This is a genomic window from Bradyrhizobium sp. Kon58, assembly GCF_055807455.1.
Map to the genome: position 1 here is coordinate 104,280 of NZ_JBVVOT010000008.1, position 14,995 is coordinate 119,274.

The following is a 14,995-nucleotide window of genomic DNA, read 5'->3' on the forward strand; positions in this document are numbered from 1 at the left end:
TCATGGCGGTCTACACCGACGTTGCCGCCGACGAGCTTGCGGACTTCCTCAACCAATACGATCTCGGCGAGTTGCTCTCCTACAAGGGCATCGCCGAGGGCGTCGAAAATTCCAACTTCCTGCTGCATACGACCAAGGGGTCGTTCATCCTCACGCTCTATGAGAAGCGCGTGGCGAAGAACGATTTGCCGTTCTTCCTCGCGCTGATGACGCATCTGGCCGAGCACGGCGTCAATTGCCCGCTGCCGGTGAAGGGAACGGACGGCGAGGCGTTGCGCGAGCTGTCGGGCCGGCCGGCCGCGATCATCACCTTTCTCGAAGGCGTCTGGCCGCGCAAGCCGAACGCGGCCCATTGCGCCGGCGTCGGCGAGGGGCTCGCCAGGATGCATCTGGCCGGCGCGAATTTCGCGATCAGGCGTGCGAACGCGCTGTCGGTCCCGGGCTGGCGGCCGCTGTTCGATGCGGCGTCACAGCGGGCCGACGAGGTGCAGCCCGGCCTGCGCGCCTTCCTGAGCCACGAGCTCGACTACCTCGAGAGCGGGGTCTGGCCGACGCAGCTGCCCGAAGGCGTGATCCACGCCGACCTCTTCAACGACAACGTCTTCTTCCTGGGCGACAAGCTCTCTGGGATCATCGACTTCACTTTCGCCTGCAATGATATGCTGGCTTATGACGTCGCGATCTGCCTCAACGCCTGGTGCTTCGAGCCGGATCATTCCTTCAACGTCACCAAGGCGCGGGCCTTCCTCAACGCCTATGGCCGTGTGCGAAAGCTGTCCGAGGCGGAAGAGGCCGCGCTGCCGCTGCTCGCGCGGGGCGCCGCGATGCGCTTCCTGCTGACGCGGCTGGTCGATTGGCTCAACGTTCCGCCCGGCGCGCTGGTTCGGCCGAAGGATCCGCTGGAATATGTCCGCAAGCTGCGCTTCCACCAGAGCGTTTCCAGCGTGCGCGACTACGGGCTGATGCCGTCGGGGCTGGTGGCGTGAGCGAGCTTCCCAACGTCACGATCTACACCGACGGCGCCTGCTCGGGAAATCCGGGGCCCGGCGGCTGGGGCGCGATCCTGAAGTTCGGCGACAAGGAAAAAGAACTGAACGGTGGTGAGCGCCACACCACCAACAACCAGATGGAATTGATGGCGGCGATCTCCGCGTTGGAAGCGCTGAAGAAGCCGTGCACGGTCGATCTCTATACCGACAGCCAATATGTCCGTCAGGGCATCACCGGCTGGATCCACGGCTGGAAGCGCAACGGCTGGCGCACCGCCGACAAGAAGCCGGTGAAGAATGTCGAGCTATGGCAGCGCCTCGATGCTGCGCTGAAGGCTCATGACGTGCGCTGGCACTGGGTCAAGGGCCATGCAGGGCATCCCGAGAACGAACGCGCCGATCAGCTCGCGAGGGACGGGATTGTGAAGGCGCGGTTGCAGGCGCGGGTAGCGGAGTAGGTCACTTTGTTCGTCATGGCCGGGCTTGACCCGGCCATCCACGCCTTGCCGCGCAAGACCAAGAACGTGGATGCCCGGGACAAGCCCGGGCATGACGTCATCCTTGGAAAGGGCAGGGTCTAAAACTTACAGCTGCCCGAGCAGAGTATCGCCGCCAGACACCTCGACCTTGCCAGGCATCGCCTCGAGGTTCAGCTTCTTGACCACGCCGTCCTCGACCAGCATCGAATAGCGCTTGGAACGGATACCGAGACCGTTGCCGGAAGCGTCGAGCTCCATGCCGATCGCCTTGGCGAAGTCGGCATTGCCGTCGGCCAGGAAGATGGCCTCGTCGCGCTGGTCGGTGTCGCGCTTCCAGGCGTTCATGACGAAGGCGTCGTTGACGGAGACGATGGCGATGGTGTCGACGCCCTTGTCCTTCAGGGCGTAGGCATTGAGAAAGATGCTCGGCAGATGCATCTTGTGGCAGGTGCCGGTATAGGCGCCGGGCACCGCGAACAGCGCCACTTTCTTGCCCTTGAAGATGTCGTCGGTGGTCTTCACCTGCGGGCCTTCGGCCGTCATCACGCGGAATTTCGCCTCGGGCAGTTTGTCGCCAGTCTGGATCGCCATCGTCAGTCTCCCTGAAAATCGGTCCCGCTTTTTAGACCGTGCGGCGGGCCTGCACAATATTGCCGGCACGGATAGTGACCCGGAGGCGGTGAGGGCGGGACCTTCACCTTTATGTCATCAGCCGGCGAACCCGCCGCCGTCGAGGAAGGCCTGCTCGTCCGGCGTGGTGTCGCGGCCGAGCAGACGGTTGCGGTGGGGGAAGCGGCCAAACCGCCGGATGATGTCGGCGTGCTCACGCGCGTATTTCAGGTTTTCGGCATTGTCGGTGTTTTGAAACAGGGCGATGCAGTGCAATTGGTCGGGCAGGTGCTCGGAATGCATGAAGGGCAAATAGAGGAATTCGAGCAGGACCGGGTCGATCCTTTGATCTGCACCCCGCGCAATGGCGCGGCGGGCGACGTCGCGCGCCAACGCGTCGCTGGCAAAGGCCTGCGACGTGCCGCGAAACATGTTGCGCGGAAACTGGTCGAGCACGATGACGAGCGCGAGTGCGCCCTCGTCGGTCGCCTCCCATGACGAGAGCTCGCCAGCGACCGCCTTCTGCCACAGCGCGAGAAAGCGGCGCCTGACCTCCGCGTCGAATACGTCGTTGCGTTCGTACCAGGCATCGCGGCCGGCCTCGCGCCAGAAGGCGAGGATGCCGGCCGGACTGATGTTGCTGTCGTCGGTCATGAACGAAAGAGGCGCTTACGCCGCCTCCGCCTTCTTCTCGTCGCGCAGCTGCCGGCGCAGGATCTTGCCGACGTTGGTCTTCGGCAGGTCGGTGCGGAATTCGATGTGCTTGGGCACCTTGTAGCCCGTCAGCTGCTCCTGGCAGAACTTGACCAGGGCCTCCGCCGTGAGGTTCGGGTCCTTCTTGACCACGAACGCCTTCACCGCCTCTCCCGACTTGGAATCGGGAATGCCGATGACGGCGCATTCGAGCACCCCGGGGTTGCTCGCGATCACTTCCTCGATCTCGTTCGGATAGACGTTGAAGCCGGAGACCAGGATCATGTCCTTCTTGCGGTCGACGATCTTGGTGTAGCCCCTCTCGTCCATGATGCCGATGTCGCCGGTGCGGAAATAGCCGTCCGCGGTCATCACCTTGGCGGTCTCCTCCGGCCTGTTCCAGTAGCCCGACATCACCTGCGGGCCCTTGGCGCAGATCTCGCCGGGCTGGCCGAGCGGCATCTCGTTGCCGTCGTCGTCGCGGATCGAGATCCAGGTCGAGGGCACGGGGATGCCGATGGTGCCGTTGAACTCGGGATCGGTCGTGGTGTTGCAGGTCAGCGTCGGAGACGTCTCCGACAGGCCGTAGCCTTCGGCGATGGAGCAGCCCGTGATCGCCTTCCACTGCTCGGCGACGGGGCGCTGCACCGCCATGCCGCCACCGTTCGAGATCTTCAGCTTGGAGAAGTCGAGCTTCTTGAAGTCGGGATGGTGCATCAGGCCGTTGTAGAGCGTGTTCACGGCCGGGAAGTTGTTGACCTGGTACTTCGCCAATTCCTTGATGAAGCCCGGGATGTCGCGCGGATTGGGGATCAGGAGATTGCAGCCGCCGGCGCGCACTGCGAGCAGGTAGCAGGCCGTCAGCGCGAAGATGTGATAGAGCGGCAGCGCGCAGACGACCATCAGTTGATCGACATGCGGCGGCGCGGCCATCGCCGGCTGCAGCCAGGCGTCGTTCTGCAGGACGTTGGCGACGATGTTGCGATGAAGCAGGGTGGCACCCTTGGACACGCCGGTGGTGCCGCCGGTATATTGCAGGAAGGCGACGTCGCCCGGCGACAGCTTCGGCTTGTTGAAGGCCAGAGAGCGGCCCGCGGAGATCGCGTCGTTGAAGGACACCGCGCCCGGCAGCGACCAGGCCGGCACCATCTTCTTGACGCGGCGGACGACCAGATTGACGATCACGCCCTTGAAGCCGAGCAGGTCGCCCATGCTGCCGACGATGACGTGCTTGACTTGCGTCTTCGCGATCACCTGCTCGACGGTGTGGGCGAAATTCTCCAGCACGATGATGGCTTCGGCGCCGGAATCCTTGAGCTGGTGCTCGAGCTCGCGCGGCGTGTAGAGCGGATTGACATTGACCACGGCGAAACCGGCGCGCAGCACGGCCGCGGTCGCGACCGGATATTGCAGCACGTTCGGCATCATGATCGCGACACGGGCGCCGCGTTGCAGGCCTCGTCCTTGCAGGTAGGATGCCATCGCCAGCGACATCTGGTCGAGATCGCGATAGCTGATCGACTTGTCCATGCAGATGAACGCCTTGCGGTCGGCGAACTTGGCGAAGCTCTCCTCCAGAAGATCGACCAGCGATGAATATTGCGTCGGCTCGATATCGGCGGGGACGCCGGGCGGATATTGCTTAAGCCAGATGCGCTCCATGGAAACTCCCCTCATTGACCAGAGCCCGTTGTGTCTCGGGCTTGCCTCATTGCCGTCAGTATCGAGCCTGCCGGAACGGGTGGCAAGCGGTCGAGGCTTAAGACAAACGTCAGGGAGTGGCTACCGGAATCCTCGCAATGGCGCTGCCGCAAGTGCGAAGTGCGGCGCGGTCTCGCCTCGCGTCGGCCGTTAACTGTTGTTGGCCGGTTTGGCGGGCTTGGTCGCGGCTTTGGGCTTGGCGGGTTTGGCTGCCTGCTCGCCGCTTGCCGCGGGCTTTGCCGCCGCATCGGGCTTGGCTGCGGCATGCTTGGTACCGGCCGGCTTGGCTGCGGATTTGCCGTCGGCCGGCTTGGCGGCCGCCACCGGCTTGCTGTCGGGCTTTGCCGCCGCCGTCTTGGCATCCTTCGGCTTGTCTGCCGCGTCGGGCTTTTTGGCGACGCGCGACTTCTTGCCACGCGGCTTTGGCGTGGCCTGCTGGTCGGCATCGGCTGCGACCGCCGCGATCAGCGCAGTCCCGGTGCGGGTCGGACCGGTATAGACCAGTACGGGCTCGGCCGCCGCCGGGGCCGAGGCCATCAGCTCGGAGGCCTTCATCAGCGGCGGCTGAAGCCCGGCCGTGAAGAAGGTGACCTGAGCTTCGCCGCCCGTGGCCGAGGCGGACCCTGACGTGCCGCCATTGGTCGCGATCAGTGCGTCGTCATCGTCGCTGGCTGGCCGCTTGCGATGGCCGCCGCACATGTCGTCACGCAGGTTCGGCGGCGAGGCGTCGACCGGCACCAGCTTGTCGACGGTGCCGAGCGAGGGCCGGAGCCAGGTGAGATTGTCTTGCGAGAAGCCGCGCTCCAGCAGCTGCGCCGCCTTCACCGCGCGCGCGGTCCCGGAATTGGCGCCCAGCACGACGGCGATCAGCCGGCGGCCGTTGCGGGTGGCCGATGCGACGAGGTTGTAACCGGAGGCGCAGATGAAGCCGGTCTTGAAACCGTCGGCGCCGGGATAGCGGCCGATCAGCTTGTTGAAATTGCCGGTGACGCGCTTGCCGAAGCGGATTGCCGGAATGTGCACGAAATACTCGTACTCGGGCAGGTCGCGCAGGAACGAGCGCGCGAGAATGCCGAGATCCCGCGCGGAGGTGATCTGTCCGTCGGCGGGCAGGCCGTTCGGATTGACGTAGCTCGTCTGCGTCATGCCGAGCTTCTGCGCAGTGTCGTTCATCAGCGCCGAGAAGCCGTCGATCGAACCGCCGACGCCTTCGGCGAGCACGACGGCCATATCGTTCGCCGATTTCACCATCATCATCTTGAGGGCGTTGTCGACGGTAAGCTGCGTTCCTGGGCGGAACCCCATCTTCGAGGGCGACTGCGAGGCTGCGGTCGGCGAAACCGTGAGGATTGTGTCGAGTGTGAGCTTGCCGTCCTTGACCGCCTTCAGCGTCACATAGGCGGTCATGATCTTGGTGACGGAAGCCGGATACCAGGGAATGGTCGCGTTTTCCGCCTGCAGCACCTTGCCGCTATCGGCCTCGATCAGGAGCAGCGCTTCGGCGCTCGCCGCGCGCGGTGCGAGCAATGCGCCGCATGCGAGTGCCGCGGCGAGCAGGTTGAACAGGGATTGACGAAGCAGCGGGCGAAGAGCGTGCACTATCCGATTCCGGTCCTTGGAGACCCGCCGGTTCCGGTCGGCTCTCGTGATCTGATGTTCGGTTCTGAAATCCAGCGCCGCCGCTTGCGGCGCCGCAAACCTATACCGGCTGGTGCGTCGGGAATAGGGGCATCAGCGGGGTATTCCGCAATGAAATGGGCCGAATTTCGACGATATGATGGGGACTTGCCAAGGTGACTTGCCTAGGCGACTTGCCAAGGCGACTTGCTAAGATGATTTGGCGGCCGTCGCGGCAGCCTCAGCCGCTGTCACGCTGGCCCGTGCGTTCTCCTGAACCATGAACTGAGCCCTGGCGAGGTCGGCGAAATGGCCGCCCTTGGCCACGAGTTCATCAAAAGTTCCGCTTTCGATCACACGTCCATTCTCGAACACCAGGATGCGCGTGGCATTGCGGATGGTGGAGAGGCGATGGGCGATCACGAAGGTGGTGCGGCCCTTCATCACTTCGTCGAGAGCGGTATTCACCTTTGCCTCGGTGACGGCGTCGAGTGCGCTGGTCGCCTCGTCCAGGATCAGAATCGGCGGATCCTTCAGCAGTGCACGGGCGATCGACAGCCGCTGGCGCTCGCCGCCGGACAGCATGCGGCCGCGCTCGCCGGCATTGGTCTCGAAGCCGCCGCTGCGCTCGATGAATTCGAGCGCCTGCGCGCGCTCCGCCGCCTTGCGCATCTCGACCTCGGTGGCATCAGGCTTGCCGACGCGCAAATTCTCCGCGATCGAGCGGTTGAACAGCAGCGCCTCCTGAAAGACCACGCCGATGTTCCGCCGCAGCGATGTCAGCGTCACCCCGCGCACGTCCATGCCGTCAATCCTGATGAAGCCGGACTGCGGATCGAAGGCGCGATGCAGCAGCGCAATCGCCGTCGACTTGCCGGCGCCGGTTGCGCCGACCAGCGCGATGGTCTGGCCGGGAAGCGCGGTGAAGGAGAGGTCCTCGACCGCCGGCCGCTTGCCGTCATAGGAGAAGGTGACGTCGTTGAATTCGACGAGGCCGGAGAGCCGACCCGCATCGATCGCGTCGTGCCGGTCGTGCACCGCGGGCACCGCATCGAGCACGTTGAAGAACTCGCGCAGGCGCGGGGCTTCCATGAACACGTTGTTGATGAAGCTCACGACCTGCTCCAGCTTCTGGATCAGAAGCGTCGCGAAGCTCACGAACATCACGATCTCGCCGACCGAGGTCAGCCCCTGGTCGTGCAGCGCGATGCCGAAAGTGAAGATCGCGAGCACGGTGATCGTGGTGGAGGCGCGCGTGATGACGGTGACGAGGGCCCACCACGACAGCACCGGCATTTGCGCTGCTAGCAACTGGTCGGCGACGGAGCGCAGGCCCTTCACCTCGGATTCGACGCGGACGAAACTCTGCACCAGCGCGACGTTGCCAAGGGCGTCGGACGCGCGCGCTGAGAGCTCGCTGTAGTGCTCCTCCACCTCCATCTGCATGCCGAAGGTTCTGCGCACCACGAAAGTTGTCAGCGCGGTGAAGACGATGCAGAGCACGAACAGCAGGATTGCAAGCCGCCAGTTCAGGTAGAGCGACAGCGGCAGCAGCACCACGACCGAGAGGATGGCGGCAAAATGCTCGCGGAAGAAGCCCAGCCACAGCCGCCACAGCGCATCGGTGCCGTTGAGCATGACCTTCATCAGCCGGCCCGAATGCGTGCCGGAATGGAAGGTCAGCGGCAGTTGCAGGATGTGCTCGAAATAGTCGGTCAGGACGGCCTGCCGCTGGCGGTGGGAGAGCCGGTCGGCCTGCAACGCCACGAGCGCGCTGCAGGCGATGGTGAACAGCCCGAACGCGACCCATGCAACCAGGAACGGCCAGGCCGAGTTGGAGCCTGCGACCGTCTTGCCCGAGAGCACATCGACGATCCGGCCGAACAGCACCGGCTCGGCGAATTGCGAACCCGCAAGCAGGAGATTGACGATCGCGAGCAGCCAGCCCAGCCGTGCCTCCTTGCCGAGCAGCTCGAGAACGCGGGTGTAGAGGCGGAGAATGGGCATGGGCGAGGAGCTCGGGCGGATAGAACGGAGTGAGCCCATACTCTAATCAGGGATCGGCTGCGAGATATAGCGGAAGCTGCCGGTTTTGCTCAGTTGATCAACCGCCCTGCAACGGGCGGCAAGAACCCGCCGTCGAAGATGTCGCCCGCCGCCGGTCGTTTGCGGAATTTGAAATCCTGCCCGATCTGGTCGATCGCGCGATCCATGCGCGCCGGGTCGATATCACCGAGGCCGTTGCGGCGGACCTCGTCGGTCAGGATGTTGTCAACGAGGACGGTGCGCAGGCGCTCCAGCTCAAGATCGCGGTCGCCGTCCTCAATGCGGCTCGCGGCCTCGTCCGCCGCGCGCGCCGGCTCCTTGACGGTCGCGTTGATGCCGGCGATCAATGCGCGAACGAATCCCTTCACGGTGTCCGGCTTGGCCGCGGCGAAAGCCGGGTTGACCACGACGGCAAAGCCATAGGCCTCGCAACCATAATCGGCATACCGAAGCGCGACGAGATCGCCGCCTGGTACGCCGCGGTCGCGCAGGTTCACTGCCGAGAGATAGCTGAAGCCGGCGACGGCATCGACCTGTCCCGCGGAGAGGATCGGCTCGCGCACCGCGGCGCTGATCTTGTGGAATTTCACGTGAGCCGCGTTGATGCCGTTCTGCTGCGCCAGCGCCGGCCACAGCCGCATCGACAGATCGCTATCGGCAACGCCGACGGTCTTGCCGTCCAGGTCGGGCAGGAGGTGGATGCCACGGCTCCTGCGGGCGACGATCGCGTAGGGCGCGCGGTTGAACAGCACGAACACCGCCTTGACCGGTGTCGCATCCTTGTCGCGGAAGCGGATCAACTCGTTGATGTCGACGAGCGCGAGCTCGCTGTCGCCCTTGGCGACGCGCGCAAGCGCCTCCGGCGATCCGGCCGCGCTGCTGAAGGAGACGTTGAGACGTTCGGCGCTAAAGCTGCCGTCCTTTGCGGCAAGAAAGAACGGCGCCATGCTCGCATCGATCGGGCGGTCGAAAGTGAAGTGGATTGCAATGGAGGGCGCGGCGGTTTCGGCCGCGGTAGCATCGCGCGCAGTGAGCGCCGCAAGAGAAATTGCAGCGGCCAGCAGGCCGCGAAGAGCGATTGTCGCGAATTCGAACATCAGTCGCGCCGGTTCGGTGTTATGATTTGGTGACGCTCGGAGCGCCGGCTGGCGACAAGCTTGTCCGCGCCAATATGAACGGCGGATGAGCGGCGGTTGCGTCACGATCACGCAACCCCGTTCAGCTTGTGTTGGGGTAGGGGAACCCAACATGGGATGCGGGTGTTTGAGAGACACGAGCCTGTCATCAGGCACCATTCGAGGTCCCAAGGAGGGTCCAGGACATGTTTGATAGATTTTCGGGATTTGTCGGCCGTAAGGCCGTTCTCGCTACCGCCGCGGTGCTGGCGCTGACCGCAATGGCTCCGACCGCTTCATACGCGGGCGGCCGTCATTGGCATGGTGGCGGCGGCGGTGCGGCCCTTGCCGGCGCGGCCATTGCCGGTGCTATCGGCACCGGCCTCGCAATCGCAGCGACTCGTGACGCCTACGCCTATGATGCTCCTGCCTATTACGGCGGCGGCCCGGTCTACTACGACGACGGTCCGGTCTATTACGGCGGCGACTCGTATATCGGTCCGCGCCCGTATCACCGTTGCGGCGGCCCGTACCAGTCCGCGCAAGGCGGCCAAGGTAACCTTTCGAATTGCTACTAGCTTTGGCTAGCAAGTGTTGACCAGCCGGCCGTCGCGCTTGCCGCGACGGCCGGCTTTTTGCTTTTGTTGTCGTGCGTTAACGTCCCCGCTATGGGTTTAGAGTAGCTTTGCGTACATGAGTGATTCGCTTGAGCGGCTATATCTGGCTGTGCTCGCGGCCAGGGACCTTGATCCGGCAACATCGCGCACCGCGCGGCTGTTTCAGCGCGGCCCGTCAAAAATGGCGAAGAAGCTGGCTGAAGAGGCTATCGAGGTCGTCATCGACGCGGTCAACGGCGATAGCGAAGCCGTGATCCGGGAAAGCGCCGACCTGCTCTACAATCTGACCGTGCTCTGGGCCTCGGCCGGCGTGCGCCCCGAGGACGTCTGGCGCGAGATGACGCGGCGTGAAGACATGCTCGGCATCGCCGAGAAGCTGCCGAAGTCGGCGATGAAACTGCCCAAAGGTGCGTCACCGCGTGTCGCCAGGCGGCCAATCGTCGCGCTCGAAGGCCGCACCGCGCGCAAGCGCCACTAGTATTGGTACAAATCGGTCCCATCTCGGCATGGACAAATCCGTCCCATGGTGCTTCATCGCGGCGCCATGCTGAAACGTATCTACGATTGGTGCATCGACGCCGCTCACAAGCCTTACGCGCTCTGGATCATGGGCGCCGTGGCTTTCGCTGAAAGCTCCTTCTTTCCCGTCCCCCCGGACGTGATGCTGATCCCCATGTCACTGGCGCGCCCGCAACGCGCCTGGGTCTATGCGGGGATCTGCACTGCGACGTCGGTGCTGGGTGGGCTGTTGGGCTACGCCATCGGTGCGCTGCTCTTCGACTCGGTCGGCCATTGGCTGATCGAGGTCTATGGCCTCGGCGGCAAGGTCGACGCCTTCCGTGCCTCCTATGCCGAATGGGGCGCCGTGATCATCCTGCTCAAGGGCCTGACACCGATCCCCTACAAGCTCGTGACCATCACGTCCGGCTTTGCCGGCTACAATATCGGGCTCTTCATCCTGTGCTCGATCGTGGCGCGTGGCGGGCGGTTCTTTATCGTGGCGATTCTGCTCAACCGCTACGGGGATTGGATCCGGGTCAAGATCGAGAAGCATCTCGGATTGGTGGTGGCAATCGGCGCCGCGGTGCTCGTGCTCGGCTTTGTCGTCGCAGTCAAATTGATCTAACACCCAAGGCGCTTTGCCGCCGCGTCTCGTTCGGCTACGGTTGCCGTCATGATGCTTCGATCCGGCAATGCGGTCTTGCGACTGGGCACGCTGATATTTGCGGTGCTTTCCCTCCTGCTCGTTGCCGGCGGTACCGGATGGCCGCAATCCGCACCTCCGGCGCTCGGCTTGCAGGAGCAAGGACCGCAGGCCGCACCGGCGCCCTCGACAGCCCCTCCGTCGCCGCCGGTGCATGAGGAAAATCCCGGGCTGATCAACGAAATGGGCAAGCTGTTCGACAAGCTGCCCTCGATCCTGCCGCCGATCAAAAGCCCGAGCGAGACCATGAACGATTTGTCGCGCCTGGCGAAGCCGTCGACCATGGTGTCGGGACGCGTGGCCTGTCCGGCCTCGTCGAACGGTGCGCCCGACTGCAAGCTCGCCGCCGACAAACTCTGCCAGAGCAAGGGCTACACGGAAGGCAAGAGCCTGAATGCCGATTCCGCGGAAAAGTGTTCGGCCAAGGTTCTGATCCCGGGCAGGCAACGCAAGCCGGATGACTGCCGCACCGATACCTTCGTCACCAGCGCGCTGTGCCAGAACTGAGGACGTCGCGCGAGCAAAGCAAGGAGCGCCCATGAGCCGCACGGAGCAGGACTTCCTCGGACAGCGTGAGATCGCCGACGACATCTATTACGGCGTCCAGACCATCCGCGGGAAGGAGAACTTCCACATCACCGGCATTCCGATGAACCAGGAGCCTTACTTCGTGAAGGCGCTCGGTTACGTCAAGAAGGCCGCCGCCATGGCCAACCGCGATCTCGGCGCGGTGGACACCAAGGTCGCGGAGGCCATCATCGTGGGCTGCGATCGCGTCATCGCCGGCGATATGATGGACCAGTTCGTCACCGACTTCATCCAGGGCGGGGCCGGCACCTCCACCAACATGAACGCCAACGAGGTGATCGCCAATCTCGCGCTGGAATCGCTCGGCTTTGCGAAGGGCGACTACCAGCACGTCAGCCCCAACGATCACGTCAATTACGGCCAGTCGACCAACGATACCTATCCGACCGCCTTTCGGCTGGCGCTGATCCTGCGGCTCGAGAGCTACATGACGGCGCTGCGTCAGCTCCAGGAGGCGTTCTTCGCCAAAGGCAGGGAGTTCGATCGCGTGCTGAAGATGGGCCGCACCCATTTGCAGGACGCGGTGCCGATGTCACTCGGCGCCGAATTCCGCGGTTGGGGCACCACCATGGGCGAGGAGGTCGATCGAATCTCCGAGGCCCGCGCGCTGCTGCGCGAGATCAATCTCGGCGCCACCGCGATCGGCACCTCCGTCACCGCTGCGCACGGCTATCCTAAGCTCGCGGTCCGGCATCTGAGCGCGCTCACCGGCGTCGACTTCATCCTTGCAGGCGACCTCGTCGAGGCGACGTCGGATACGGGCGCCTATGTGCAGCTCTCCGGCGTCCTCAAGCGCACCGCGAGCAAGCTGACCAAGATCTGCAACGACATCCGCCTGCTCGCCTCGGGCCCGCGTGCTGGCTTCAACGAGATCAACCTGCCGCAGCTTCAGCCGGGCTCCTCGATCATGCCGGGCAAGGTCAATCCTGTCATCCCCGAGGTCGTCAACCAGACCAGCTTCCTCGTCATCGGGCTCGACACCACCGTGACGCTTGCGGCGTCCGCGGGTCAGCTCCAGCTCAATGTGATGGAGCCGGTGATCTCGTTCGCGCTGTTCTTCTCCATCCGCACCATGGAGCGCGCGGTCAACAGCCTGCGCGAGAATTGCGTCGTGGGCATCACTGCCAATGCGGAGCACACCCGCAACATGGTGCTGAACTCGCTGGGTATCGTCACGGTGCTGAAGCCGCTGCTCGGCTACAAGCAATGCGCCGAGATCGCGCGCGAGGGCTACAAGAGCGGCAAGTCGCTGCACCAGATCGTCGTGGTCGAGCGTAAGCTGCTGACCCAGGAGAAATGGGACGAGATGTTCTCGTTCGAGCGTCTGATCAATCCGGATCTGATTGCGTGATGGCGTCGTCCCGCGCTGAATTCCGCGGCTTGGAATTGCGGTAACGCCGTCCTCCACGGCGGCAAAACGCAATACTTGACAGTGGAAAGATTGCCTTGTTGGTATGGATCCCAACCTTCAATGCGTCTGCTAACAGAGGACCGTTCCGCAATGTCCATGCCTGCCTTGTTTAGGGGACGCCTGTCGATCCCGGTGATCGGTTCGCCGCTCTTCATCATCTCGGTGCCCGATCTCGTGATCGCGCAGTGCAAGGCGGGCGTGGTCGGCTCGTTTCCGTCGCTGAACGCACGGCCGCCGGAGCTGCTTGACGAGTGGCTGGCGCGCATCACCGAAGAGCTCGCGGCCTATGACCGCGCGCATCCCGACAAGCCGTCGGCGCCGTTTGCGGTCAACCAGATCGTGCACAAGTCGAACAACCGGCTCGACCATGACATGCAGCTCTGCGCCAAGTACAAGGTGCCGATGATCATCTCGTCGCTCGGCGCGCGCGAGGAGCTCAATCAGGCCGTGCACGGCTGGGGCGGCATCGTCTTCCACGACGTGATCAACCAGAAATTCGCGCACAAGGCGATCGAGAAGGGTGCCGACGGCCTGATCCTGGTCGCGGCGGGCGCGGGCGGTCATGCCGGCACGATCTCACCGTTGGCGTTCGTCGCCGAAACTCGAAAATGGTTCGACGGCCCGATCGCGCTGTCGGGCGCGATCGGCAACGGCAAGGCGATCCGCGCCGCGCGCATTCTCGGCGCCGACTTTGCCTATATCGGCTCGGCCTTCATCGCCACCAAGGAAGCCAATGCGGTCGAGAAGTACAAGGAAATGATCGCGGGCGCGACGGCCGACGACATCGTCTATTCCAACCTCTTCACCGGCGTGCACGGCAACTATCTGAAGCCGTCGATTCTCGCCGCCGGCATGGATCCGGAGAACCTGCCGACGTCCGATCCCTCCAAGATGAACTTCGGCACTGATGCCTCCGGCGAGCGTGCCAAGCCAAAAGCCTGGAAGGAAATCTGGGGTTCAGGCCAAGGCGTCGGCAGCATCGACGGCATCGTGCCCGCCGCCGAAATGATCGCGCGCTTCAAGAAGGAATACGACGAGGCGGTCGATCCGCCGTTGTGATCTTAGTCGTCCCGGCCTAGTGCGCAATTGCGCACGGGGGGCCGGGACGACAGCTCTCGCTGAGCGCCGGATGTGCATCACGGAGAACCGATGACCCCCATCTACCGCGTCGACGGCGACAGCGTCGTCACCAGCCCGGATGCCGCGGGCCCGTGGGACCGGCGTATGCAGCACGGTTCGGCGCCGGCCTCGCTGGTGACGTGGGCGGCTGAGCGCATTCCGACGCCAGTTGCAATGGACATCGCGCGCGTCACCATCGACCTGATGCGCCCGGTGCCGGTGGCGCCGCTCACGATCGCCACCGAGATCTTGCGCGAGGGCCGCAAGATCCAGCTCTGCGGGGTCAAGCTGTTCGCCGACGGCGTCCAGGTGGTCGGCGCCACCGTGCTCAAGATCAAGCGCCAGGCGCTGACGCTGCCCGGAGACGTCAAGGCGCTGCCGGTTACGCTGCCGTCCCCGGAGGACTCGCTGCTCGAGGACGGTCATGCCGCCACCAGCCCGTTCGTACGATCCGTGTCGATGCGCGCCGCGCGCGGCCGCTTCGGCCAGGCCGGCGCCGGCGCGATCTGGTTTCGCGTCGACCATCCCCTGATCGCAGGCGAACCGCTCTCGCAGGCGATGCGCGCCGTGGTTGCGGCCGATTTTTCCAACGGCACCGCCTCGTCGCTCGATTTCCGCGCCTGGACCTATATCAACGCCGACCTCACCGTGAGCTTTTCGCGCCAGCCGATCGGCGAATGGATCCTGCTCGACGGCGATTCCTGGATCGGTCCCGATGGTGCCGGGCTCGCGATGTCGCGGCTCGCCGATCGGCAGGGCTATTTCGGCCGCGCCGTGCAAAGCCTTGTGATCGAGAAGCGGTAAGGC

At 64.3% G+C, this 14,995-nt stretch carries 15 protein-coding genes; 9 read left to right on the top strand and 6 right to left on the bottom strand.

Annotated features, from left to right (window positions below; genetic code table 11):
• Positions 1-2: 2 nt before the first annotated feature.
• Together AC0L20_RS16410 and rnhA are read left to right on the top strand one after the other, a co-directional pair.
• Entirely contained in the window at positions 3-986 is a 984-nt protein-coding gene (locus AC0L20_RS16410) for a homoserine kinase (RefSeq protein WP_027514216.1), read from the top strand.
• Positions 983-1,447 carry a ribonuclease HI gene (gene rnhA, locus AC0L20_RS16415; RefSeq protein ID WP_247817371.1) on the top strand — a complete coding sequence of 155 codons (465 nt, stop codon included), beginning with the start codon at positions 983-985 and terminating at the stop codon, positions 1,445-1,447. Before AC0L20_RS16410 ends, rnhA begins: the two co-directional genes overlap by 4 nt.
• A gap of 126 nt (positions 1,448-1,573) precedes the next feature.
• Here rnhA and AC0L20_RS16420 read toward each other — a convergent pair whose 3' ends face one another.
• The 6 genes from AC0L20_RS16420 to AC0L20_RS16445 all read right to left on the bottom strand — a co-directional run bounded on the left by AC0L20_RS16420 (position 1,574) and on the right by AC0L20_RS16445 (position 9,231).
• The gene (locus AC0L20_RS16420; RefSeq protein ID WP_027565673.1) at positions 1,574-2,059 is read right to left on the bottom strand and encodes a peroxiredoxin; all 486 of its coding nucleotides are present in this window, start codon (positions 2,057-2,059) and stop codon (positions 1,574-1,576) included.
• Between the two features lie 117 nt (positions 2,060-2,176).
• Positions 2,177-2,731, bottom strand: coding sequence for a DUF924 family protein (locus AC0L20_RS16425; protein WP_473289720.1), 555 nt, complete (start codon positions 2,729-2,731; stop codon positions 2,177-2,179).
• A gap of 15 nt (positions 2,732-2,746) precedes the next feature.
• Positions 2,747-4,432 carry a long-chain fatty acid--CoA ligase gene (locus AC0L20_RS16430; RefSeq protein ID WP_027514214.1) on the bottom strand — a complete coding sequence of 562 codons (1,686 nt, stop codon included), beginning with the start codon at positions 4,430-4,432 and terminating at the stop codon, positions 2,747-2,749.
• 189 nt (positions 4,433-4,621) lie between these two features.
• Positions 4,622-6,070 carry a D-alanyl-D-alanine carboxypeptidase family protein gene (locus AC0L20_RS16435; protein WP_473289722.1) on the bottom strand — a complete coding sequence of 483 codons (1,449 nt, stop codon included), beginning with the start codon at positions 6,068-6,070 and terminating at the stop codon, positions 4,622-4,624.
• A gap of 228 nt (positions 6,071-6,298) precedes the next feature.
• A complete protein-coding gene (locus tag AC0L20_RS16440; RefSeq protein WP_473289724.1) occupies positions 6,299-8,095 on the bottom strand; it encodes a glucan ABC transporter ATP-binding protein/ permease in 1,797 nt (598 codons plus the stop codon).
• A gap of 89 nt (positions 8,096-8,184) precedes the next feature.
• Positions 8,185-9,231, bottom strand: a complete 1,047-nt coding sequence (locus AC0L20_RS16445) for an ABC transporter substrate-binding protein (protein ID WP_473289725.1) — start codon at positions 9,229-9,231, stop codon at positions 8,185-8,187.
• A gap of 224 nt (positions 9,232-9,455) precedes the next feature.
• On the opposite strand from AC0L20_RS16445, the gene AC0L20_RS16450 reads away from it, so the two are divergent.
• The 7 genes from AC0L20_RS16450 (at position 9,456) to AC0L20_RS16480 (ending at position 14,992) form a co-directional block, all read left to right on the top strand.
• Positions 9,456-9,827, top strand: coding sequence for a hypothetical protein (locus AC0L20_RS16450; protein ID WP_473289727.1), 372 nt, complete (start codon positions 9,456-9,458; stop codon positions 9,825-9,827).
• Positions 9,828-9,942: 115 nt separating this feature from the next.
• Positions 9,943-10,344: a phosphoribosyl-ATP diphosphatase gene (gene hisE / locus AC0L20_RS16455; protein WP_456767490.1), complete on the top strand. Its 402-nt coding sequence runs from the start codon at positions 9,943-9,945 to the stop codon at positions 10,342-10,344.
• A gap of 45 nt (positions 10,345-10,389) precedes the next feature.
• Positions 10,390-10,992 carry a YqaA family protein gene (locus AC0L20_RS16460; RefSeq protein WP_456767491.1) on the top strand — a complete coding sequence of 201 codons (603 nt, stop codon included), beginning with the start codon at positions 10,390-10,392 and terminating at the stop codon, positions 10,990-10,992.
• 48 nt (positions 10,993-11,040) lie between these two features.
• Entirely contained in the window at positions 11,041-11,577 is a 537-nt protein-coding gene (locus AC0L20_RS16465; RefSeq protein WP_473289730.1) for a hypothetical protein, read from the top strand.
• Between the two features lie 31 nt (positions 11,578-11,608).
• On the top strand, positions 11,609-13,009 hold the full coding sequence (locus AC0L20_RS16470; RefSeq protein ID WP_473289731.1) for an aspartate ammonia-lyase: 1,401 nt from the start codon (positions 11,609-11,611) through the stop codon (positions 13,007-13,009).
• A 150-nt stretch (positions 13,010-13,159) separates the two neighbouring features.
• The gene (locus AC0L20_RS16475) at positions 13,160-14,128 is read left to right on the top strand and encodes an NAD(P)H-dependent flavin oxidoreductase (RefSeq protein ID WP_007615379.1); all 969 of its coding nucleotides are present in this window, start codon (positions 13,160-13,162) and stop codon (positions 14,126-14,128) included.
• Between the two features lie 90 nt (positions 14,129-14,218).
• Entirely contained in the window at positions 14,219-14,992 is a 774-nt protein-coding gene (locus tag AC0L20_RS16480) for a thioesterase family protein (RefSeq protein ID WP_473289734.1), read from the top strand.
• Positions 14,993-14,995 lie beyond the last annotated feature (3 nt).